Annotated in this window: 22 protein-coding genes; 14 read left to right on the forward strand and 8 right to left on the reverse strand. The window is 41.5% G+C overall.

The annotated features are described in order from the left end of the window. Window positions 1-24: 24 nt before the first annotated feature. A complete protein-coding gene (locus LC586_RS13155; protein WP_438822895.1) occupies window positions 25-663 on the reverse strand; it encodes an IS607 family transposase in 639 nt (212 codons plus the stop codon). 46 nt (window positions 664-709) lie between these two features. Here LC586_RS13155 and LC586_RS13160 point away from each other — a divergent pair, with 46 nt between their 5' ends. Then, complete coding sequence (locus LC586_RS13160; RefSeq protein WP_229485246.1) at window positions 710-862, forward strand: PIN domain-containing protein; 153 nt, start codon at window positions 710-712, stop codon at window positions 860-862. 348 nt (window positions 863-1,210) lie between these two features. Here the strand turns inward: LC586_RS13160 and LC586_RS13165 are convergent, their stop codons facing one another. Beyond that, window positions 1,211-4,507 (reverse strand): hybrid sensor histidine kinase/response regulator, encoded by a 3,297-nt coding sequence (locus tag LC586_RS13165; protein WP_229485247.1) that lies wholly within the window; start codon window positions 4,505-4,507, stop codon window positions 1,211-1,213. Between the two features lies 1 nt (window position 4,508). Continuing rightward, complete coding sequence (locus LC586_RS13170; protein WP_229452375.1) at window positions 4,509-4,763, reverse strand: helix-turn-helix domain-containing protein; 255 nt, start codon at window positions 4,761-4,763, stop codon at window positions 4,509-4,511. A gap of 776 nt (window positions 4,764-5,539) precedes the next feature. Between LC586_RS13170 and LC586_RS13175 the strand changes: the two genes are divergently transcribed. Beyond that, on the forward strand, window positions 5,540-6,571 hold the full coding sequence (locus LC586_RS13175) for a 1-acyl-sn-glycerol-3-phosphate acyltransferase (RefSeq protein ID WP_229485248.1): 1,032 nt from the start codon (window positions 5,540-5,542) through the stop codon (window positions 6,569-6,571). 1,151 nt (window positions 6,572-7,722) lie between these two features. Here the strand turns inward: LC586_RS13175 and LC586_RS13180 are convergent. Further along, window positions 7,723-8,184 carry a GNAT family N-acetyltransferase gene (locus LC586_RS13180; RefSeq protein ID WP_229485249.1) on the reverse strand — a complete coding sequence of 154 codons (462 nt, stop codon included), beginning with the start codon at window positions 8,182-8,184 and terminating at the stop codon, window positions 7,723-7,725. Window positions 8,185-8,758: 574 nt separating this feature from the next. Here LC586_RS13180 and LC586_RS13185 point away from each other — a divergent pair. Together LC586_RS13185 and LC586_RS13190 are read left to right on the forward strand one after the other, a co-directional pair. Beyond that, window positions 8,759-9,253: a hypothetical protein gene (locus LC586_RS13185; protein ID WP_229485250.1), complete on the forward strand. Its 495-nt coding sequence runs from the start codon at window positions 8,759-8,761 to the stop codon at window positions 9,251-9,253. A gap of 224 nt (window positions 9,254-9,477) precedes the next feature. Continuing rightward, the gene (locus tag LC586_RS13190) at window positions 9,478-9,804 is read left to right on the forward strand and encodes a DUF6464 family protein (protein ID WP_229485251.1); all 327 of its coding nucleotides are present in this window, start codon (window positions 9,478-9,480) and stop codon (window positions 9,802-9,804) included. A gap of 131 nt (window positions 9,805-9,935) precedes the next feature. On the opposite strand, the gene LC586_RS13195 is transcribed toward LC586_RS13190, so the two are convergent. Beyond that, window positions 9,936-10,952, reverse strand: a complete 1,017-nt coding sequence (locus tag LC586_RS13195) for a DUF8189 domain-containing protein (RefSeq protein ID WP_229485252.1) — start codon at window positions 10,950-10,952, stop codon at window positions 9,936-9,938. Window positions 10,953-11,583: 631 nt separating this feature from the next. Between LC586_RS13195 and LC586_RS13200 the strand changes: the two genes are divergently transcribed. The 5 genes from LC586_RS13200 (at window position 11,584) to LC586_RS13220 (ending at window position 16,069) form a co-directional block, all read left to right on the forward strand. Beyond that, window positions 11,584-12,831, forward strand: coding sequence for an ABC transporter substrate-binding protein (locus LC586_RS13200; protein ID WP_229485253.1), 1,248 nt, complete (start codon window positions 11,584-11,586; stop codon window positions 12,829-12,831). A 7-nt stretch (window positions 12,832-12,838) separates the two neighbouring features. Continuing rightward, a complete protein-coding gene (locus tag LC586_RS13205) occupies window positions 12,839-13,789 on the forward strand; it encodes a branched-chain amino acid ABC transporter permease (protein ID WP_229485254.1) in 951 nt (316 codons plus the stop codon). Between the two features lie 193 nt (window positions 13,790-13,982). Then, entirely contained in the window at window positions 13,983-14,270 is a 288-nt protein-coding gene (locus LC586_RS13210) for a Uma2 family endonuclease (protein WP_229485255.1), read from the forward strand. Beyond that, on the forward strand, window positions 14,267-15,223 hold the full coding sequence (locus LC586_RS13215) for a branched-chain amino acid ABC transporter permease (RefSeq protein ID WP_229485256.1): 957 nt from the start codon (window positions 14,267-14,269) through the stop codon (window positions 15,221-15,223). Before LC586_RS13210 ends, LC586_RS13215 begins: the two co-directional genes overlap by 4 nt. A gap of 54 nt (window positions 15,224-15,277) precedes the next feature. Then, window positions 15,278-16,069 (forward strand): ABC transporter ATP-binding protein, encoded by a 792-nt coding sequence (locus LC586_RS13220; RefSeq protein WP_229485257.1) that lies wholly within the window; start codon window positions 15,278-15,280, stop codon window positions 16,067-16,069. Between the two features lie 22 nt (window positions 16,070-16,091). On the opposite strand, the gene LC586_RS13225 is transcribed toward LC586_RS13220, so the two are convergent. The 3 genes from LC586_RS13225 to LC586_RS13235 form a co-directional block, all read right to left on the reverse strand. After that, window positions 16,092-17,021, reverse strand: a complete 930-nt coding sequence (locus LC586_RS13225; protein ID WP_229485258.1) for an RpnC/YadD family protein — start codon at window positions 17,019-17,021, stop codon at window positions 16,092-16,094. A 385-nt stretch (window positions 17,022-17,406) separates the two neighbouring features. Continuing rightward, window positions 17,407-17,616 carry a DUF4351 domain-containing protein gene (locus tag LC586_RS13230; protein WP_229485259.1) on the reverse strand — a complete coding sequence of 70 codons (210 nt, stop codon included), beginning with the start codon at window positions 17,614-17,616 and terminating at the stop codon, window positions 17,407-17,409. 9 nt (window positions 17,617-17,625) lie between these two features. Further along, window positions 17,626-18,486, reverse strand: a complete 861-nt coding sequence (locus tag LC586_RS13235) for a DUF4351 domain-containing protein (RefSeq protein ID WP_229485260.1) — start codon at window positions 18,484-18,486, stop codon at window positions 17,626-17,628. Window positions 18,487-18,956: 470 nt separating this feature from the next. Between LC586_RS13235 and LC586_RS13240 the strand changes: the two genes are divergently transcribed. From LC586_RS13240 to LC586_RS13260, 5 genes are all read left to right on the forward strand, one after another. Continuing rightward, window positions 18,957-19,688: an ABC transporter ATP-binding protein gene (locus tag LC586_RS13240; RefSeq protein ID WP_229485261.1), complete on the forward strand. Its 732-nt coding sequence runs from the start codon at window positions 18,957-18,959 to the stop codon at window positions 19,686-19,688. A 33-nt stretch (window positions 19,689-19,721) separates the two neighbouring features. Continuing rightward, window positions 19,722-20,285, forward strand: a complete 564-nt coding sequence (locus LC586_RS13245; RefSeq protein WP_229485262.1) for a Uma2 family endonuclease — start codon at window positions 19,722-19,724, stop codon at window positions 20,283-20,285. 320 nt (window positions 20,286-20,605) lie between these two features. Beyond that, on the forward strand, window positions 20,606-21,253 hold the full coding sequence (locus LC586_RS13250; protein WP_229485263.1) for a histidine phosphatase family protein: 648 nt from the start codon (window positions 20,606-20,608) through the stop codon (window positions 21,251-21,253). Window positions 21,254-21,338: 85 nt separating this feature from the next. Continuing rightward, a complete protein-coding gene (locus LC586_RS13255) occupies window positions 21,339-22,364 on the forward strand; it encodes a glucokinase (protein ID WP_229485264.1) in 1,026 nt (341 codons plus the stop codon). A gap of 45 nt (window positions 22,365-22,409) precedes the next feature. Beyond that, window positions 22,410-23,030 (forward strand): hypothetical protein, encoded by a 621-nt coding sequence (locus LC586_RS13260; RefSeq protein ID WP_229485265.1) that lies wholly within the window; start codon window positions 22,410-22,412, stop codon window positions 23,028-23,030. Window positions 23,031-23,205: the final 175 nt, after the last annotated feature.

Raw genomic sequence — 23,205 nt, forward strand, 5'->3', positions numbered from 1 at the left:
ATATATTTGACTATAAAATATATTTTAGTCCGTCTTGGAATTCAGCGTTTCCACAATTAAATCTATTTTCCGTTTTGCCCTGCGCTGACCATATAATCGCGCAGCAAAGCTGGTAATTATCGCCACCAAGTCTTGCATTAATTCATCCCGACCCTCCGGGTTCGCAGTCCCCTGCGACGGGAAACCCGTCTTCAGGGCTGTCTCCCCATTATCAGCTAGATTAACAACCTCTAGATTTACTCCTAATCTTTTAAGTAAAATGTCTATGTAATGTGTACCAAAACGTCCTAGTCTGTCTTTGTGTTCGACTAGCAAAATATCATAATCATCTTTAAGAAAAAGCTTTTCTAGTTTTTTGCGGTTGTCGTTTAATCCGCTCCCTACTTCCTTTATGACATAGGCGATCTGATATCCTTTGGCGATAGCGTATTGAGACAACCTTTCTGCTTGTCTATCTAAGTTATCTTTATTCTCAGCACTTGAAACTCTGGCATAAATCGCAACTTTAACAACACCCCTTGATATCTTTTTTGGATCGTAATCAACAATTACCGTGCCTGTAGGGAGTTGTTCTGTTGGGTATGGTATTTTACCTGCTTTGTAATGTCGCCAAGCTGTAAGATAGGAAATCCCCAAAGTTTTAGCATAATCAGACAATTTCATCAGACTGAAGTTTAGACTACATCTGACTATGTTAGACTATATTTTCTTGAAAGTTTTACAATACTCCCTTCCAGGAAATTTTCATAAAGATCCAGCCGATAGAATTATCGTTTCAACAGCAAGAATGTATGATGTTCCTTTGGTGAGTGTAGATGAAAAAATACTTGCCTATTCTAATGTAAAAAGAATTCTGCCTTGATGTTAACTGCGATCGCCCAATTTTATATCTTATATCATGTCCGCCAAATTACCCATAATAAAAGAACCCCACCCCCAACCCCTAAGAGCCTGCGGGGAGGGGAGACAAAGCGCAGCTTTGGCGGGGTGGGGTTCTTAGGGTTTAATAAGTAATCAAGCGGACATGATATTAATAGGGACTTGATATTATTTCTTCGCCTGAAGTACAATAATACGGCTATCTAGTTTAATGACTTGGATACCATTTTCTAAAGTGATCATCGGAATTTTCCAATAAGAATGACCAAAGATAACTAATAAATTATTAGTTAATGTCCAGATCCTTGACTTCGTAAAAGTTGTCGGGGATCTAACGCAGATCGCTACAACTACAAATCAAGTTAGCGATCGCTTGAAGTAACTTAGCTGGTTCCACAGGCTTGGTGATATGTTGCCCAAATCCGGCGGCAATTGCCTGTTGGTAATCAGCCTCAGCTGCGTAAGCTGTAAGAGCGATCGCTGGAATTGTCCCTCCCATCTCTTGTGACATGGCTCTGATTTGACGGATCAGCGTATAGCCGTCTACTTCCGGCATTCCAATGTCGCTTAACAGCAGATTTGGCTGGAACTCAGGCATAATTTGTAGTGCTTCCATAGCAGATGCGGCCTGAGTTACTACCGCGCCAGACTGCTCCAGAATGAAAGCAATTAACTCTCGCGTATCACGCTCATCATCCACAAGTAGAACTTTCACCCCATTTAGATCAGGCGAATTATCAGGTTGTCTATCAATTTGATGGCTATTGAGATGAATGTTTATTAGAGGTAACATGACTGTAAAGGTTGCTCCCTGTTCTTCGCCCAAACTTTCAGCCTTAACTGTGCCGCCATGTAGCTCTACGATGTGACGAACAATAGCTAATCCTAATCCCAGTCCGCCGAATTTCCTGGTAGTTGCGCCATCAGCTTGTCGAAAGTAATCAAATACAAATGGTAAAAAATCGGGGCTAATTCCCTTACCTGTATCACTGACTCGAAGTTGAGCCTGAGAACCAACAGACTGTAAACTGATTTCTACCTGTCCACCTTGGGGCGTAAACTTAATAGCATTGGAAAGTAGATTCCAGATAACTTGCTGCAAGCGACCTGAATCACCAGTTATTAGGAATTTTGGATCGTACCTTTGGGACGCTGGAAGTGCAACTTGGATTTGGGATTTTAGATTGTCAGGTTGGTTGTTAAAATCGATAGATTCTAAATTTCTGTGAGAATTTTCTAATCCAAAATCGTTCGACTGAGCGTAGGCGTTCGCGTAGCGTTCCGCAGTAAAGTCTAAAATAGTAAATCGCAAATTGATAGATTTGGCTTGGGCGGCTAGACGTATAGTTTCTATTGCAGATGCGATCGCAGTTTCCAGATTCACAGAAGCAATATTCAGACTGAGTTTACCTTGCAAAATGCGAGAGACATCCAACAAATCTTCAATTAGTTGAGTCTGAAGCTTGGCATTGCGCTCAATGGTTTCCAGAGCGCGAGTGGTGGTTGCTTGATCATACTTTTTAGTTTGCAGTAACTTCGACCATCCCAAGATCGGGTTTAGCGGGGTGCGAAGTTCGTGGGAAAGAACCGCCAAAAATTCATCTTTGATCCGATTAGCTTGGACTAATTGCTCTTTTTGCTGCTGTAACGAATCCATCAACTGAGCGCGTTCCAGAGCAACCGCCTGCCGTTCACGAAGGGTGCGTTCGCGTTCAGTGATGTCAACTGCAACCCCTCCTACCAGACATTGCCCAGATGCATCGGCAATGGGAAACTTATATACTAAAAATTCCCCCAGAGTACCATCTGTGCGTGGAGCAGACTCGATCGCTTCAATAACCTGATTCGTCTGGGCAACCATTCTAATGTTATCAAGGAAGGGTTGAGCGATTTGGACTGGGTATAGGTCAAAAATGTTTTTATTAATCGCCTTATTTGTTGCTACATCGAATGTATTCAGATAAGTGGGGCTGAGGTAAAGTACACGTCCGTCTGCATTCGTAATCCATGCTGCGGCTGGAATATTGTCCATAAAAGCTTGAAATTGCTCTTGACTCTGACTCAGCGCTTTTTTAGCTTGCTGGAGATCACTAATATCAAGAATGAATGCAACTGAGTTCTGTTGAGATTCGCCTAACAGAGAGTAGCCAACTACAACCGGCACACTGGAACCATCCTTGCGAATGCATTCCTTCTCATAAGGAGTACAGGTTCCCTTCGCTGTTGCCTCGGCAATAGCCAGTTCATCTAAATATTGGTACTCAGGAGGCGTAATATCAGTCCAGCGTAGTCTGCCTGCTTGGATATCTGCTTGGGTATAGCCCACAATTCGCAAGAACTCGTCGTTGGCTTCAGTGATGCTACCGTTCACATCACCAAAGAGAATGCCAACTATATTCGCTTTTACAAAACTCCTGAGGCGTTCTTCACTTGCTTGGACTGCCTTCTCTGCTTGCTTACGTTCGCTGATATCTGTGGTGATGCCAACTAAGCGGACTGGTCTTCCATCACCATCCCGTTGCACCACTATTCCCTGATCCAATACGTAGACGTACTGGTTATCTTGGTTGCGAATGCGATACTCGGCAGCATAGCGATCGCCATTTGCCAAAGCGATCGCCGCATCTTCTTCTACACGTTGCAAATCCTCTGGATGGACAAGCTGACGCCACCAACTACCTGTTGCTTGGGCGATGTCGAGAGAATAACCCAAAATTTTGGTTAACCCCTCGGTTCTTTCAACGGTATCCTGCTCGATATTCCAGTCATAAATGAGACAGTTGACCGCAGCAGATGCTAACTCAAAACGCTCGTTAGCTAATCTCAGGCGTTCCTCTTTCTCCCGCAAAGTTTGTTCTACTTGCTTGCGTTCGCGTAGTGCAGCTTGCTGTTCGCTCAAATCAACAACAAAGCCAATGACCTTTTCTTGAGTATCTCCCACGAGGACAGAACCGAGCAAAACGGGAATGCGATCGCCATTTTTGCAGATGTATTCCTTCTCAAAGGGTTTACATACTCCGGTCGTTCTAAGTTCTTCTACCGAACGTTCACTCAAAAGAAGATACTCGTGTGGGGTAATTTCACGCCAGTTCATTTGGTTAGCGGCAAAATCTTCTCGCGTATAGCCGACCATCTTCAAAAAAGCATCATTGGCTTCTATGATAGAGCCGTTGTTCATATCAGTTACGATAACTCCAATGATGTTGGATTCTGCTAGTCGGCTAAACCGCATTTCGCTATTTTGCAACAACTTTAAGCTTGTCTCTGCTTTACGTCTGGCAGTTCGTAACTCTGAAGAGAGGGCGGTAATTAAGAAGGATACTACTGAGAACGTGGTTAATCTTACCAAGACGTTCGGGCTGAGGAAATCGAAGGAGTAGACTGGCTCGATCAAAAAATAGAGCGCAGTTGTAACAGAAAGAGCGATCGCTAGTACTCCAAGTGCCATGCCACCATACCAGGCACTGATTGCCACGGCAGCATAAAATAATGTAAATACGCTCGGATCGAAGACTGGCAACAACAGTCGCGTCAGCAGCAGTGCCGCCATAACTGCCAGAATCATCACACCATAGGTTAGTAACCAAGAGCGCATCATCAAAATTTTTTCGAGTACTTTCACCATCATCTTAAGAGTCCTCCCGTTGCTTTGCCTTTAGGAGATACTCGTTCAGTAGTCTTTTGCCTGGTTCGCCCATTTTCTGTAACATTTCTTCAATTAGCTTTAGTGCCATCTGTGAAGGCACTGTAGATCCGTTCTCCCAGCGATTAACTGTTCGCAGGGAAACTCCCAACTTGGCTGCAAACTTTTCCTGAGAGAGATCGAGCTGCTGCCGAAGTTCACGGATTAAATCTGAAATTTTTAGTGACTTTCCTAGTTCCATAATAGGAAGAGTAGGACAGGTGTCTCGCCATTTGTCTCCAGCTTGAGGAAGAATTTAAACTGTCATTAGTTATTATCAATTTCATCTTTTGGCTAAATACCAATATTATTTATTAGTCCTCATGAATTCCTGTTCACTGATTTAAGTCCTCACCATACTTTTGATAACTGTTAACTGTTTTAACATGGTGCAACAAAAACTTCTTGAGACAAAATAACTGTAGAAGGTAACTATAAAATAAATATTAATTTTTGTCAGGTGCGTGATGCAAAAATAGTATTATAGGCGCTTTGATAATTTTCAAGGATCATGCACTGCCAAAAATCCATGAGTAATCTACTATATGTAATACTTCGTAACTTACTTAATATTTTATAATATATATAGCAGCAATCTAAATGATTCGTGAAAAGTTAGATACGGCGAATTTTGACAACTTAGATAGGATTTCTTAAGTTTTATCTAATACTTTGCATTTATAAGTGTTTCCAAACAGAGCTATTTCGTTCTAGACAGAAACCGCCCAGAACTGAAGTTCACAGGCTTTTAGCTAAAGTCCGTTAAAACGGACTATAACCTTTTCTCAGTCGTCTTTAGACGACTTTCGCTATTAGACTCAGAATTCATTCTGAGGCGGACTAGATGAGAATGAAATAGCCCTGTGTTTCCAAATCATGTAGTTAATTTTACTTCTAAGGTAAGATACCAATGGTAAAGCTATAAAGCTATAATAAGATTTAAATAAAGTTTTTGTTTGCCTAATTAATATCATTGTTTTGATTAATCAACACTCTGAAAACCTCCTAAACACTCAACTGGAAAATGCACCAGGTGAAGGCTATATATTTAGCTGGTTTGATTGGTTTTGTCTTTGGTATCCTCCAGGCTGGCTAATTTTATTCAACCGCCATTGGCAGCACTATCATACCGATTCAGACGGTTGGAATTGGCTCGAATATGGATTATTTTTAATTCCTGGCGGATTTTATTTGGCGCTGCTGAGTCGTTGGTTGCGTCTGGGTTTTCGTTCACCCCGAACAGAAGTTAGTGAATTTGATCCCAAATATCAACAAGCTTTTCGCAAAGAAGTTCTCGGCCCCATCGTGAAATACTATTTTCGTGGAGAATTGCAACAAGTCGAAAACTTGCCGCAAACAGGGCCATTGATTGTGGCAATGAACCACGCAGGGATGAGTTTTCCTTGGGATTTTTTGGCCTTGGGTTATTTATTAAGTGAAGCCAGAGGATGGGGAGTGCAACTCCTAGCAAATCCAGCATTATTTGAGCATCCTTGGATGATTTGGTGGTTACCACCTAAATGGTCGCAGGTTTTGGGTGGTGTGCGAGCCGAATTAGATGATTTTGAAGCAGCTACCGCCCAAGGTAAAACTGTCTTATATGCACCCGAAGGTATCCGCGGCCCTATGAAGGGTTGGAGGAGACGCTATCAACTAGAAAAGTTTGATGTAAGTTTTATGAAGTTGAGCGATCGCTATCAAATTCCTATTCTCCCAGTAGTTTGCATCGGTAGTGAATCTTTACATCCTTGGGCTGTTAATTTCAAAAAATTGCAACGACTAGTCAAATTACCATTTTTGCCTATCTCGCCTTTAATGCTTGCCTTAATTCTGTTTCCTTCAATGGGAGTTTGGGCAATGAGAACTCGCCTGCATTACTTTATTCAGCCTTTGGAACCAGCACAATTGCACAACCATTCAAACAAAGGGCATAAAGTAATTTATCGGCAAGCACAACAATTACGAGAAAAACTGCAAATTAAAATTAATCAGTTATTGAGAGGAATTTAATCCTATAGCAATCCGATTTGATTTTTGAACTTCTTTACGTGGTGCGCGTTCGCGTTGGCGAACGCGAGTGCGTGTCGCAGACAAGCCTCTCCGTCAGGAGAAGCGTCTCTAAGAGTTGCGCAGCGCAAGCACGATAGGCAGGCAGTAGGAAAGACACGATTAATCGCGTCTGTACTGGGGAGTAATACCATTTCTTTGTGAGGCTGCGCCAAACCCTTCTAACTTCTTTCTTTCTTTCTTTCTTTCTTTGTGTCCTTTGCGTCCTTTGCGGTTCGTTTTTCTTTATTCTTTTTTCTTTTTTGTATTTATATATGGTTTAGCGCATCTTCATACAGAATTGGTATAAGGAAATTTATCTGTTTAGATAGGCAGGGGAGGCAGTGCGGTCTTAGGGTTTCTCCTAGTGGAGCAACTGCCGTGGAGCTGGCGTTGCAGGGGAGGCAGGGGGAGAGAAAAAGGCTTATCCCAAGCGTATTGTCTTATAAATAACCTGTATCGTGCGCTTTTTTACCAAAGTTTACGCCAACACGCAACGCAAACGCAATATTCAGGCTTCCTACCCTTTCTTACGGAACGCCAAAAGCAGACGGGATTTTGTCAGTCTTCTTTAGAAAACTTTAGCTACAGCGCGTTTTTCAAGTAAATGAAGTACACAGGTAGGGGCACAGCACTGCTGTGCCCTTAAGATCATCTGTACCTCACGCCTGTTGCAATCTGCTGTATTAGCCTCACAATTCATTCTGAGGCGGTTGTTGGAACTCGTGCAAGATATCAGTTTGACCAAAATCACGATATTCATAACCAACATCACGACATTCATAACCAACATCACAATATTTTTTATGAACATCACGATATTCCTTATGAACATCACGATATTCCTTATCAACATCACGATATTCCTTATGAACATCACGACATTCCTTATCAACATCACGACATTCCTTATCAACATCGTAATATTTCGGTTTAACTCATCCCCCGGCTTCAAGCCGGGGGGAAATCTAGGTCATTAGTCATTAGTAGTTATACGCAATTTGTCGTGTTAAATAATACTAATGACTATTGACCAATGACTAATGACTAAGACGGCAAGCGGCGATTCATCCCATACATTGAAGTTCGGGGGCTTTCTCGCCGTCTTTTTGTAATTATTCAATTGATTTTTCCATAATAAAATTTATTAGCTTTTGCCCTCTACGTTCTACCTCTTGCTGTTTCACAACAATAAAGTGATGGCTTTCAAAAAAAGGTTTAGCTGTAATGCTGGCTTCTGTAAATAACTTTTTAATCCCCAAAGAGTTTGCTTTTGATTCAAGCTGTTCTAAGATTTTCTTACCAATCCCTTGTCTTTGAAAATCTTTATGACAGTAAAAACGGTCTATATGTCCATTAGCTTCTAATTCCCCAAAACCAATAATTTTGCCCTCCTCTGCTACATAAGTAAACTTACTTCCTAAACCTTTAATCCAAACGTCAATATCCATATTTGCTGGCGCCCAAGCGTCTATTTGTTCTTGTGTGTAATCGTGAATATTCACTTCATGAACAGTGTCGTAGAACAATTTCATAATTTCTTCGGTATCAGCTATTTTGTATATTCTTAATTTCATAAAGAAGGTAATTAATCACAAATAACTCTACTAGAAATATTATCAGCGCTGGTGTGACTACTTCAGCTTGCGAGTGCAGTCATTTTTGCTTATAGCGGTTCTCGGTTGAGTAGGTAGAGAACCCCACCCCCGTCCCCGCAAGTGCTACGATGTACACACAAGTCGAAAGAAAAATCTTCTACCTACACAGATTTTTCTCCGAGTGAAACTGTCACACTCACCGACATCCCGCCCTGAACTAAAGTTCAGGGCTGATAGCTGAAGTCCACTAAGCGTGGACTAAATGATCAATTCAGTCCACGCTTAGTGGACTTCAGCTATGAGACTCGGAATTCATTCCGAGGCGGGATAGAAACGCAGTGCGAGATTTATTAATAAAGATGTGGCTGCGGCAAGACTTGTGTGTACACTGTAGACTCTTCGAGAGCTTGCTCTGATGTACCTCATTTGATTAGGAAAAGCTATATACAGCAGAATTTCTCAGGTTAAACTTCATATATACAATTTATATAGTACAAGTATACTAATTACTGCTAAAATGCCTTAAAAGTCAGCTAGCTTTGCTTGAGGTAGTATGAAAAAAATCCAAGACACGGACAAAAAGCCCATTTTGCTTTTCCAGCCTACATCTGTAATTACTGCTATAGTGCCACTGCAACCCCAAGAGGAAAAAATCATCAGTGAACGGGAGCGTTTTATAACACAAGTCGAACGCATCAATCAGATGGCGGGAGAGTTAGAAGCAGCGATATTAGAGTTGAAAGCGATCGCTAACACACTGAATACTCAAAAACCTTACCCATTCTTAATAAAGGAGCTATGCAAAAATATTTGTCAGTATTTCGCAGTTAGGGTGCCTTGGGTGAAACGAAAGTCTGGCGAATCATTTATTTTGACAACGCGAAAAGTTGATTTATTCCGAGCTGAAAGGGAAGCCGCACTGCTAGCACAGCAACTTCGTCAGCAAACCAAAAAAAGATTAGCATCGCAGCAACACAGAAAAAACAAGAGTAGGGCTGAGGCTGACACAAAACGCTTGTTCAAAAAGGTATTAGTCAACAAATCTTAAAATTATCAATATTCAACGGCAGATCACCCCTGAGGTTGTAACAGTTATGCTGATTGAAGTGGCAGAAGAAAATTCTTGCTCAAAATTACTTACCATACTGCCATTGCTAATTGCTACCAACTGTGGTAGGAAGTAGGCAAAGCTACCCTAATATTTGCACTTCCGTAAAACCAGAGTGCAACATCAGGGACAATCAATCAGCGCACAGAAGAGGTAAAAAGAAGGTGTTAAAGACACTTTTAGTGATTGCCGTTGGTTTTTTACCGTCCCTGATTTCCCTGTGGGCGATCCGCAAAACCCATGCGCGATCGCGCTTACGGATGAGGCAAGCAGCTATGAATTTTCCAGCAGTGCAGGGACGACAAAACCTTAGACCTGTAGAAGGCGATCGCTATTATTTAGAAGGTGTGGGTTATCTAATTGGCGATATCAGCTGCAAATTTAATGCCCGATCTGGCTACATGCGTTGTGCTGTCAATCCCGAAGGCCCCTGTAATGGTTGCCGTCACTACGAACCCAAAGGATTAGCTAATAGTGAAAAAAGGGCTTAATAAATTTTACCTGCCTAATACTCAAACAATCTCAAATTACTAAAGAAGGGAAGGGGATAACTGGGCAGAGAGCAATTTATCCGATGTCCTAAACTAACCCTACCCTTCACCCTAGACAAAGACCTCTGTAACTATGGGCCAGCATTAACAAAAAGTGCATTATTGGTTCCTAGACCGGCACAGATAACCTGACTTGTGCCTAAGGAAGCACAACTAGGATCTGAGACGTATGTACCTCCCAGACCCTGAGGCCCGCTCCATGAAATGCCATTGAATTGATTAACAAAAAGTTCATTATTGGTTCCAAGACCCGCACAGATAACCTGACTTGTGCCTAAGGAAGCACAACTAGGATTTGAGGCGTATGTACCTCCCAGACCCTGAGGCCCACTCCATGAAATGCCATTGAACCGATTAACAAAAAGTGCATTATTGGTTCCAAGACCCGCACAGATAACCTGATTGGTACCTAAGGAAGCACAACTAGGATCTGAGGCGTATGTACCTCCCAGACCCTGAGGCCCGCTCCATGAAATGCCATTGAATTGATTAACAAAAAGTTCATTATTGGTTCCAAGACCCGCACAGATAACCTGACTTGTGCCTAAGGAAGCACAACTAGGATTTGAGGCGTATGTACCTCCCAGACCCTGAGGCCCACTCCATGAAATGCCATTGAACCGATTAACAAAAAGTTCATTATTGGTTCCAAGACCCGCACAGATAACCTGATTGGTACCTAAGGAAGCACAACTAGGATCTGAGGCGTATGTACCTCCCAGACCCTGAGGCCCGCTCCATGAAATGCCATTGAATTGATTAACAAAAAGTTCATTATTGGTTCCAAGACCCGCACAGATAACCTGACTTGTGCCTAAGGAAGCACAACTAGGATTTGAGGCGTATGTACCTCCCAGACTTTGAGGCCCGCTCCATGAAATGCCATTGAACCGATTAACAAAAAGTGCATTATTGGTTCCAAGACCCGCACAGATAACCTGATTTGTCCCTAAGGAAGCACAACTAAGATTTGAGACGTATGTACCTCCCAGACTCTGAGGCCCACTCCAAGCTGCAAGAACTGGTTGGCTTACCAACGATAAAATTACCGATGTTGTGCCTGCTAAAATTGTAAATTTCCTTTTCATAGAATCTAATGTCTTCCTCCTTAATACTGCTCTGTGTTTTGTTGCAAATATTTAGACAGATGTAAAGTTTTAATTCCTGAATTTTTCTTTCAGTTTGACTGGTATTGTACGATCAAACCACGTGCCTATTTTGGATTCAGTTTCAGTTCTAAAAGCTACAGAAATCAGTTACAAACCTTTACATGATCCAGTTCCAACTCATAATCTTCGTGCGATAGAACTGCTATTATCAGCCGTTATATCAACACTGATCGAATTCAACTCTACTAAAGTAAACTTTAGGTAAAACTTTGTTTATACCATTTAAGTCTGAATAAATCATGCATCAACTTAGTCTGATACTCCGCCGTTAATCGGTTGCATGAGTTGAGACACTTAAGTTTGACTCGAATATCTGACACCTGACAGCGCTCACGCTTAACGGTTCCCAAGTTTTACCTGTGAATGGTAAAATCATGGCTAATTATAATTTGTATTTACAAACACTTTGAATATTTGTGTTTGCATGGTCAAATAAGAATGATTTAATATAATTCGTGCAAAAGTGTAAATCTGCGTCATTTTGTTTGCAGATGATGAAAATTACTATTAGCTTTTGCCGAATATCTAATAACTACATGATTATCTAACGATGAACAACGCGATCGCTCAGACAACAGCATTATTATCAACTTGCGCTTTGCTACTAACAGGCTGTGGTGGTGGCGGTGGCTCTGTGACAAATTCTCCAGATAGTACCACAAATAACACTACAACTAACACCGCCCAGACTACGACTATATCAGGTGCTATTCCCATCGGTATTGCCTTAGCACAAACCAGCAACGTAGCATTACTTGGTCAAGAGGGATTCGTGGGAGCCAGAATTGCCGAGAAGTATTTCAATAGTAAAGGTGGTATTAATGGCACTCCGATTAGATTGGTAAGCCAAGATACTAGCGGTGATGAAGCTGGAGCAATTAACGCTTTTCAAACTTTAATTAACAAAGATAAAGTTGTCGGTATTGTTGGGCCTACTTTGTCACAGCAAGCTTTTAGTGCTGACCCCATCGCCGAACGTGCTAAAGTCCCAGTTATTGGCGCATCAAATACCGCAAACGGAATTCCAGAAATTGGTGATTATGTAGCTCGTGTATCTGCTCCTGTCTCTATAGTTGCCCCTAATTCGGTAAAAGCTGCACTCAAGCAGAATCCTCAAATTAAAAAAGTGGCAGTTTTTTACGCCCAAAATGATGCATTTAACAAATCAGAAACGGAGATTTTTCAAAAAGCAGTTAAAGAACAAGGGCTAGAATTAGTAACAGTTCAAAAGTTCCAAACTACTGATACAGACTTTCAAGCTCAAGCTACCAATGCAATTAACTTAAAACCAGATTTGGTAATTATTTCGGGACTAGCGGCTGATGGTGGTAACTTAGTGCGACAACTGCGAGAACTGGGTTATAAAGGCATAATTATTGGTGGTAATGGTCTGAATACACCCAATGTTTTATCAGTGTGTAAAGCACTTTGCGATGGTGTACTAATTGCTCAAGCTTACAGTCCTGAATATCCTGGTGAGATTAATAAAGTATTTCGCCAAACCTATATTGAGCAATATAAGAAAGAACCAGCCCAATTTACTGGTCAATCTTTTGCTGCGGTGCAGGTGTATGTTGAAGCTCTTAAAGAGTTGGATAAAAAAACCAAAATCAGCACATTACCTCTTGATAAACTGCGGACAGAATTGAACAAGCAAATACTTGCTGGAAAGTATAATACTCCTTTAGGTGAGATTGCTTTTACACCAGTAGGTGATGTAATTCAAAAAGAATTTTACGTCGCCCAAATTAAGATGGATAAAGATGGAAACACTGGAAAATTCGTATTTATAAAATAGTTGCAATATGGATATAACTCTATTTCTGCAACAATTTTTGAACGGATTATCTATCGGTAGTATCTATGCAATTTTTGCTTTGGGCTATACCTTAGTTTATTCCATTTTGGGCATCATTAATTTAGCTCATGGTGCGATTTTTGCCTTGGGTGCATATTTCACTTATGCACTCATGGGTGGTAACTTTGGATTTAACGGCTTGCTAGCTAATGCAGCCTTACCGATAAAATTACCATTTGTTATAGCCTTGATTTTAGGAAGTACCTTGGCGGGATTGGTAGGGGTAGTGATGGAACGGGTTGCTTTTCAACCTTTGCGCCGTCAAGGATCTGATCCCTTGCTAACTGTTGTTTCCAGCTTGGGGGTAGGAGTGGTAATTGTAAATTTAATCCAGTATTTAGTAGGCGCAGAAAGTTACACATACCCTGCAAATACTTACGGTAATTTGCCACCTGCGATTAATTTTGGTAGTCCAGATAATCCAATTCCTATTCGCAGCGTTCAGGTGGTAATTTTTGCTGTATCAGTGGTGATTGTGGCAATTCTTACCTATTTTATCAATCGGACTAAATATGGTAAGGCAATGCAAGCGATCGCAGAAGATCCAACTACAGCTAGTTTGTTAGGAATTAATAGCGATCGCTTTATCATTCTAACATTCTTCATCAGTAGTTTTTTAGCAGGATTAGCAGGAACTTTAGTCGCCTCTAGTGTTAGTATTGCTGGGCCATATTTTGGCATTACTTTTGGGTTGCGGGGTTTAGCGGTAATTGTCTTAGGTGGTTTAGGTAGTATTCCCGGTGCAGTGGTGGGAGGCTTAGTAATTGGATTAGTCGAGGCGTTTGTTCCTTCGGAATTCTCTGGATATAAAGACGCAGTAGCCTTTGGAATTTTGTTTATCATGCTATTAGTTAGACCCCAAGGTTTGTTAGGGCGGCGGTTTATTCAAAAAGTTTAAAGAGACGTAGCAGGGCTATTTCATTCTCATCTAGCCCGCCTCAGAATGAATTCTGAGTCTAATAGCGAAAGTCGTCTAAAGACGACTAAGAAAAGGTTATAGTCCGTTTGAACGGACTTTAGTTAAAAGCCTGTGAACTTTAGTTCTGGGCGGTTTATGTCAAGAACGAAATAGTCCTGGGAGACGTAGCGCCATGAAAACATACACCAAACCTAAATTAACTTTTGAGCAATTTTTGTCACAGTGTCCAGAAGAAGGTTTATATGAACTTGTGGATGGAGAAATTATAGAAGCGCGTGCAACTAGAAATCATGATGATGTCGCTGACTTTATATTGTTTAGTTTCAATAATGAAATTAGGCGAATAAACCTAAATTACGTAGTAAAAAATACAGTAGTATTTAGAACTATAACTGGTGATGGGACACAACAAGGGCGCAAGCCTGATGTAAGTGTTATAGATAAAGATGTATTAAAATGACTTATTTTTTAGCTACTTACGGTTCTCTAATTGTCTCGATGGTATTGGGGGCGCTAGTAGGGTTATCGCTTTACTTACCGCTAATGACAGGACAATTGTCTTTAGCTAGTCCAGGATTTTATGCTTTAGGTGGGTATATTGCAGCAATTTTATCCACAAAAGTTTTGACATCTAGCAGTAGTTTATTTCCCATTCCATTGTTATTATTGGAGATGTTAATTGCTGGTGTAATTTGTGGCTTTTTGGGTGTAATAGTGGGAATTCCCGCGTTGAGATTGCGAGGAATTTATTTAGCGATCGCTACTATCGCTTTTGTGGAAGTTCTCCGCGTCATCTCCCTCAATCTAGATATTACAGGCGGTGCTGTTGGAGTTTTTGGCATTCCTCAACCTTTCCAAACATCAATTGAATATTTATGGATTGCTTTGCCCTTACTATTAATTAGTATGGTGCTGCTTTACCGTTTAGAACGCATCCGTGTAGGAAGGGCTTTTATCGCTATCCGCGAAGATGAATTAGCTGCGGGTGCAATGGGAATTGATCCTACTTATTACAAAGTTTTGGCATTTACATTAGGGGCTATTCTTGCAGGGGTTGTAGGTGCAATTAGCGCCCACTTTCTCAACACCTGGAATGCTCGTCAAGGTACTTTTGATAGCAGTATTATATATTTAACTTTTGTTTTGATTGGTGGTTCGAGAAGTTTTTTAGGGCCGGTAATTGGAGGTATGGTGTTTACAGCCTTACCAGAGATTCTGCGAAGCCTAGCTGATACTGGTGGTTTACCTAATTGGTTAGCACAATTTTTACGCGATGGGAGATTAATTATTTTTGGTTTTTTAATAGTAATAGGTACAATCTTTTTTCCTCAAGGGCTAATTACTCCAGATATTTTTCAAAAACGGAAAATCAGGAATAAACGAACCGCCAAGGACGCAAAGGGCGCAAAGTAAGAAAAGTTTTAGAGAGTTCTTACATAAGTCTTATATTCATAATAATATGCAAAAATGTCACATAGTATTCCAGAAGCTAACAGTAGTATTGTCTTAGAAGCAAGAGCATTGACTCGCCGCTTTGGTGGTTTAGTGGCGGTAAATAATGTATCTTTTAGTGTAAAGAAACATGAGATTTTTGGACTGATTGGCCCTAATGGTGCTGGCAAAACAACACTATTTAATTTGATTACTGCTTTCATTCCACCTTCTGGCGGGAAATTGATTTATCAAGGTGCAGAAATTTCCCAGCTGCGTCCTCATCAAATTGCGGCTTTAGGTATCGCCCGTACCTTTCAAAATATCCGCTTGTTTGGGGAATTATCGGCGTTAGAAAATGTGATTATTGCTCGGCATTTACATACAAAAAGTAATATGATTGCAGGAGTTTTGGGATTACCACCAGCACCTAGCGAAGAATTTAAAACTAAGCAGAAAGCTTTAGATTTATTGGATTTGGTGGGATTAAGCGATCGCGCCCACGAAAAAGCCAAAAACTTTGCCTATGGCGATCAGCGTCGCTTAGAAATTGCCCGCGCTTTAGCATTAAAACCGCAAGTCTTGCTTCTCGATGAACCTGCGGCGGGAATGAACCCCAACGAAAAGCAGCAATTGAGTGAATTTATCCGTACCCTGCGCGATCGCTTCAATTTAACGATCATCCTTATAGAACACCATGTACCATTGGTTATGGGTTTGTGCGATCGCATTGCTGTATTAGATTTTGGGCAATTGATTGCTTTGGGTGAACCAGCAGTTGTCAGAAATGATCCGGCTGTAATTGAAGCTTATTTGGGAAATGAATAATATCTGATTATCTATCTTACAATTACAAAACCTGTTGTAATTCCTCAATATTATTTGCTGTTACAACGTTCCGTAAAATTATCTTCAAACGCTCTATATCATTAATTTCCGTGATTTGTGGCATTAACTGTAACCCGTTGTTGCCAAATTTTAACTCCAAATTAATTTCAATACTAGAAAGTATTCCTCGCAGCTCTCCGCGTGCTTCTCCGCGTGCTTCTCCGCGTGCCTCTCCGCGTGCCTCTCCGCGTGCCTCTCCGCGTGCCTCTCCGCGTGCTTCTCCGCGTGCTTCTCCTTCGCGTAAAATTTCTTGATACCAAGGCGACTCACGTAACACAACCATATCCCACCTCATGATTTCTTGAACGAGTGCAGTTTCTAAAACAAACGTAGCAAAAAAAGCTAAGACCGTTTCCAGTTGGTTCAGTTGTTCATTAGCACGGAGAATTTGCAATGCTTCTCTAATAGTAGATTCATTTTCACCACCTTTGAGAATGGGTACAAACGGCAGTAAGGATGGTAAGGGTTGTTGAAAAGCAATATTGACATCAACTTCCCACAGGTTAATTACCCGATAATCTTGTATTGCCCGTAATCCAGCAATATTTGATGTAAAGCTTGTGGGTATTTCGTTGTTGCCAGTTTTAAGAATGTTAATGAGAACCGGGTATGTTGGCAAGTTATATTTTTCTTCCGCAAGTGCAGCGTATGCACGCATCCGACGTGGCATTTTGGATTGATAGCGTAATTGCAATTCGTTAAGAAGCAGAAATTCTCCGTGTTGGGGACTGTTGACACGCATTAAAACATCAGTTTCCCGGCTAATCCACTGAAATTCGCCACTTACAATTTCTTCAGCAACGACATCAGAAATCTGCGTTACCCATCTTACCCAGTTATCGGGTGCAAGGCTAATTAATTTTTTGGTGCTGACATCGGCAGGCCTTGTCATCAGGGTGTAGATGCTCTCAATAAGTAAGATTTATCGGAACTTGAAGTGTGGCATTACACCAAATAATTTTGTAATACGTAAAGCGATCGCCCTGATTTAGTCATTCAAAATATTTTCAAAGGCGATGCCGTTTGAATGCGTGAATTTTGAATTCCGCCTTGCGGTACTAAGGTGGATGAGTGGATGGGTGAGGAGGCGATCGCTTGCTTTAATCACACTGATTCTTCCTATACAATAGGCCATGTCACTTGACTCGCCAAGTCAGCGTCTACGCAATCAAGCAAAAATTAACAATTGCGTACACGCTCTGGGGTTGCCAAAGGCATCGCTCAAATAATTCGTCAGTTTTGGCGTTGCCCGGAGGGGTTGCCGTAGGCATCGGTTACTACAATCGCGCTTGTATTGATCCTGAGATCACTGAAGATACCAGACCAGAGTATAGAGGAATTTCGCCAAAGCGTTGTTGCAATACCCGGATTAACTGCCGTCGCGCACCCTGCTGAATACCTCTTTGCTCAATTTCTTGATACCAAGGCGATTCTCGCAATACTGCCATATCCCACCTCATGATTTGTTGCACTAAAGGCGATCGCACCTGTGAAATTTATATAAACAAAATACTCACAAATTCGTCTAAAGAATTCACTGCGATACCTACGGTGAGCTTCGCTAACGCACTATCCATTAAGCTTTCTAATTTTTCCACACTTTCACCCTCAAACCTTACTTCCACTTCATGAGGAATTTCGCCAAAGCGTTGTTGCAATACCCGGATTAGCTGCCGTCGCGCACCCTGCTGAATACCTCTTTGCTCAATTTCCTGATACCAAGGCGATTCTCGCAATACTGCCATATCCCACCTCATGATTTGTTGCACTAAAGGCGTGTCTAACACAAAGCTAGCAAAAAATGCCAGCAATGATTCTAACTCGTTCAACTCTGCATCTGCTCGTAGCGCCTGTAATGCGCGTTGCACAACTGATACCTCTCCCCCTCCTCGCAGGATTGGCACAAAGGGTAACAACGATGGTAGTGGTTGCCCAAATACTATTTCAGCATCGATTTCCCACAAATTAATCACGCGATAATCTTGGATAGCACGTAATCCCAAAAATTCCTGCTCGTAACTATTGACAATAGTTAAGGTGGATGGGGGCGGTAAAATGTTGATCAGTACTGGGTAAGTTGGCAATCGGTAGCGTTCTTGTGCCAAGGCAGCATAGGCTCTCATCCGTAGAGGCATCTGTGCCGTGTAACGCAACTGTAGTTCGTTAAGTACCAGAAAATCTCCGTGAGTAGCACTGTATGCTTTCATCAACACATCTGTTTCGCGGCTAATCCAGTGAAACTCAGAGCCAAGAATTTCTTTGGCCACGACTTCAGGACGCTGTGTCACCCATTTTACCCATGCATCGGGAGCTAAATTAATTAGTCGTTTGCTACCAATATCTGCTACTTTTGCCACAGGACGCTTGATATCTTTATCAGTAATTAATATAGCGGTTCTCGTTTACGTGAGGTACACCCGTAGGGGCACGGCACTGCCCATTGGTGTCAACTTAACGTGAAACCCTTGCAATGACGTTATATCAAGCCTACTCAATTACTAATTATGCCCTCGCAACCCCACCCCGCTTTTGTCTAGCGACAAAATCTCCCCTCCCCGTTCACGGGGAGGGGATTAAGGGGTGGGGTAAAATGACTGTGGAATGAAGCTCTCTGACTTAAGTTGACACCTATGGGCAAAGACTTGCCCCTACACCTCGTGATGTAATGTTGTACCGCATCTGAATGGGAACGGCTATAGTACATCATAAAGATTGCAGTATTCTGGCGTTAATTTTTAAGTTGCAGCAATGTCTACGCACTGTTTTAAGAAATGTATGATTGATGTATCTTAAGTTTTGAATCAACATTTCTGGATGTAAACCGCCGATGAAAGCCGATAGTAAGCCAAACTATACAATTTTAGAAGTTCAAGAACTTGATGTTAATTATGGCGGTATCCAAGCTCTGAAAAAAATTAATTTAATTATTCAACAAGGCGAGGTAGTTACTCTAATTGGTGCTAATGGTGCTGGTAAAACTACCACACTCCGCGCCATATCTAAAGTAGTTAATCCTAAGAGTGGCGTAATTATCTATAATGGACATAATATTAACCGCCGCCAAACTCACGAAGTTGTACAACTTGGCATCGCCCATTGTCCTGAAGGACGCAGAGTATTAGCGCGGCAAACAGTATTTGATAATTTACTTTTGGGTGCTTATATTCGCTCCAATCAAGCTGAGGTAAAAGCAGATATTCAGCGCCAATTTGAGCTATTTCCGCGTTTGTCACAAAGACGCAATCAACTAGCAGGAACTCTCAGTGGTGGTGAACAACAAATGTTAGCGATCGCTCGTGCTGTCATGAGTAAACCACAACTATTACTTTTAGACGAGCCTAGCTTAGGTTTAGCACCTGCGATCGTCCGGGAAATCTTCTCTATTATTGAAAATCTCCGGGCTACAGGTGTGACTATTCTCTTAGTTGAACAAAACGCTAATCTGGCACTACAAATTGCTGATCGCGGTTATGTTTTGGAAGCTGGTTCTATTACCTTAACAGGCGCAGCCTCAGAATTAATTAGTGATGAGCGAGTTAAAAAGGCTTATTTAGGGTAATTAATTAAATTAAAACTTGGGAGGTACAAGCAGATGGTAAAATCACCAACTAAACCCCTAACTTTAGAGGAGTTTTTAAAGCTACCAGAAACAAAGCCTAGCTCAGAATACATTAACGGTCAAATTATTCAAAAGCCCATGCCACAGGGAAAACATAGTAAATTACAGGGGAAGTTAATCACAGGTATAAACCAGGTAGTTGAAAGTAAAAAGATTGCCCTAGCTTTCCCCGAACTGCGGTGTACTTTTGGCGGACGTTCAATTGTCCCTGATGTAGCTGTGTTTGCTTGGGAACGGATTCCCATAGATGAGCGTGGAGATGTGGCTAATGTTTTTCAAGCGCATCCAGACTGGACAATTGAGATTCTTTCGCCAGATCAAAGCCAGACTAAAGTAACCGGAAATATTCTACACTGTTTAAAACATGGTAGTCGTTTAGGTTGGTTAATTGATCCAGGCGATCGTTCTGTTTTAGTCTATCCACCAAAGCAGCAACCAGAACTCTTACAAGAAGAACAAGAAATATTACCAGTTCCCGATTTAGTTAGCGGCTTTCAATTAACTGTAGGGCAATTATTTGGATGGTTGAAGTTGTAAGTAATTGTATTTGATCACTATGATTCTCTAAATGGATTAGTTGATGTAGCTTTAGAAAAATGGCGAAAAAGGCTATAGCCAAAGTATCACTATTGCAATCTTAAACATTTCAGCAGATTACTATAGTCGATATTGCTTTAGATACTTGGCTAAAAAAGCTTTAATAAAAGCTACATTGATAGCACTGATAACTTTTCATAATCATTTATATTATTACAAATCATTACGATTTTTGTCATATATTAATATTTGCAGCCCTCCTTGCAGATATCTATATATTTGTTTAGCGGCGAATTCTATTCACCGGAATAATTAAACCCATGAGTCAAATAGTCTGGATAGCAAGACACGCTAACCGCCTCGACTTCGTAAACCCCGATTGGTTTCTCACCGCCGAACGACGCTACGATCCACCCTTGTCTGATGATGGTATGGTGCAGGCACAACAGTTAGCTAAACGATTGAAAGGAGAAAATATTACCCATATTTTCGCTTCTCCTTTCCTGCGAACCGTACAAACGGCAAACGCAGTTGCAGAAGTCCTAAAGTTACCAATCAAATTGGAAACAGGCTTGAGTGAATGGCTAAACCCAGTTTGGATGACAGAAGAACCCGAAAGACTCTCAACTCCAGCCTTAGCAGACTTATTCCCCAGAATTGACACCAGCTATACTCCACGCATCGCCGCTAAATATCCTGAAACTCGCGAAAAAGTCCGAGAACGTTCTGGGCAAACTGCGAGATGTTTAGCTACTGAGTTCCTCCCAGAACATATCCTGCTAGTAGCACATGGTGCATCTGTGTTGGGGGGAGCAATGGGGTTAGTGGGGGAAATTGCCAAAACAGAAGTCAAGGCTTCTTTATGTTCCCTAGTGAAAGTGGTACGCGAAGATCCAGAATGGTTATTAGAACTAAAGGGAGATACTTCCCATTTAACCCACATAGAAGAAGTTATTCGATTTGCTTAAACCTCTGATAGAGATTTGCGTTCATGACTTCTGCTAGGTTGGGTATATCCTACAAAAAAAGTAATTTAATTCACCAATAAATTCTATGACTTTGTTACTAGCAGGAGACATCGGCGGTACGAAAACTATTCTGCAATTGGTTGAAAAATCAGACTCACCAGCAATACATACTATTTATCAGGAAAGTTACCACAGTGCCGATTTTCCTGACTTAGTACCAATTGTGCAGGATTTTTTGGTCAAAGCTAACACACCAATACCAGAAAAGGCTTGTTTTGCGATCGCAGGCCCCATTGTCAAAAATACTGCCAAACTGACCAATTTAGCTTGGTTCCTAGATACCGAACGTTTAGAAGAGGAATTGGGTATCCCGCATATTTCTTTGATTAACGACTTCGCCGCCGTTGGCTATGGCATTTCAGGTTTACAAAAGCAAGACTTGCTGACGTTGCAAGTTGGCAAACCTCAACCCGAAACCCCCATTGGAATTATTGGTGCTGGTACTGGCTTAGGACAAGGATTTTTAATTAAGCAGGGAAACCACTATCAAGTCTTTCCCTCAGAAGGTGGACACGCTGACTTTGCCCCTCGCAACGAGATCGAGTTTCAACTATTGAGATACCTGCTGGATAAACATGATATCCAGCGCGTTTCTGTGGAACGTGTGGTTTCTGGAATGGGAATTGTGGCAATTTACCAATTTTTGCGCGATCGCAAATTTGCCGCCGAATCACCCGATATTGCCCAAGTCGTCAGAACTTGGGAACAAGAAGCTGGACAAGAAGAGAAAAGTGTTGATCCTGGTGCTGTCATTGGTACAGCTGCACTAGAAAAACGCGATCGCCTCTGTGAACAAACTTTGCAATTATTTATAGAGGCTTACGGTGCAGAAGCTGGCAATCTTGCCCTGAAACTCCTACCTTATGGTGGCTTATACATTGCTGGTGGAATTGCGCCCAAAATCCTGCCCTTAATTGAAAACAACGGTTTCTTATTAAATTTCACCCAAAAAGGCAGGATGCGCCGCCTCCTTGAAGAGATCCCCGTGTATGTTATCCTCAACCCACAAGTGGGGCTAATAGGTGCTGCTTTATGTGCTGCTAGGTTATAACAGCTAGCATCATCAGTGAGATCAGCATCTCGAAAGGCAAAAAATATGACAATTAAAGGTCTGTTGCCATTAATCGCCGCCACACTTGTCTGTGGTGGTTCTGTTTTTGTGGAAGCGCGTCAACCCAAACCTCCGGCGGCTGTTGTCAAACCAAAGGTTTCTCAACCCGTGCAGCCAAAATGGAAGTTATATACTGCACCAGATGGACGCTTTACTATTTTAATGCCGGGAAACCCCAACAGAAATACTCAATACCAAAAAACTTACATGGGGGAAATTACCTTAGAAATATTTGTCGCTCAACCACCAAAACAGCAAGTAGCTTATGTAGTTGCTTACAATGATTTTCCTTATAGTTATGGTCAAATAACTGATCCCCAAGCTGTACTTAATAATGCACGGGATATGGCTTTAAAGACTACAAAAAGTAATTTAATTAGTCAAAGGAATATTCGTAGTTCCAATAATCATCCTGGTAAAGAAATTGAGTATATCAATTCTGGAGGGAAAATCACTAAAAGTAGAATGTATGTTGCCGAAGGAAGATTATATCAAGTAATGGCAATAACTACAAAAAAACAGCAAAAGACATTAGCTAAAACCATTACTGGGTATTTAAATTCCTTCCATGTAGTTTTGAAAAAGCCACGCAATTTTGGATTTTAGATTTTAGATTGATCCTCAAGCCTTAACCATGCTTTTTAAAGTGTATGATTTAACTCTTTGAGCAGAAGTCCCACATCTCACTCTTAGGAGTGTGGGATGAATGCGAGTGAGTTGACGACAGTTCTCCGACCAATGCCGTAGGCAAGAGAGGAGAACATGGAGGAAACGAGCAAAC

It is taken from the genome of Nostoc favosum CHAB5714 (genome assembly GCF_020829495.1).
GTDB classification, from domain to species: domain Bacteria; phylum Cyanobacteriota; class Cyanobacteriia; order Cyanobacteriales; family Nostocaceae; genus Nostoc; species Nostoc favosum.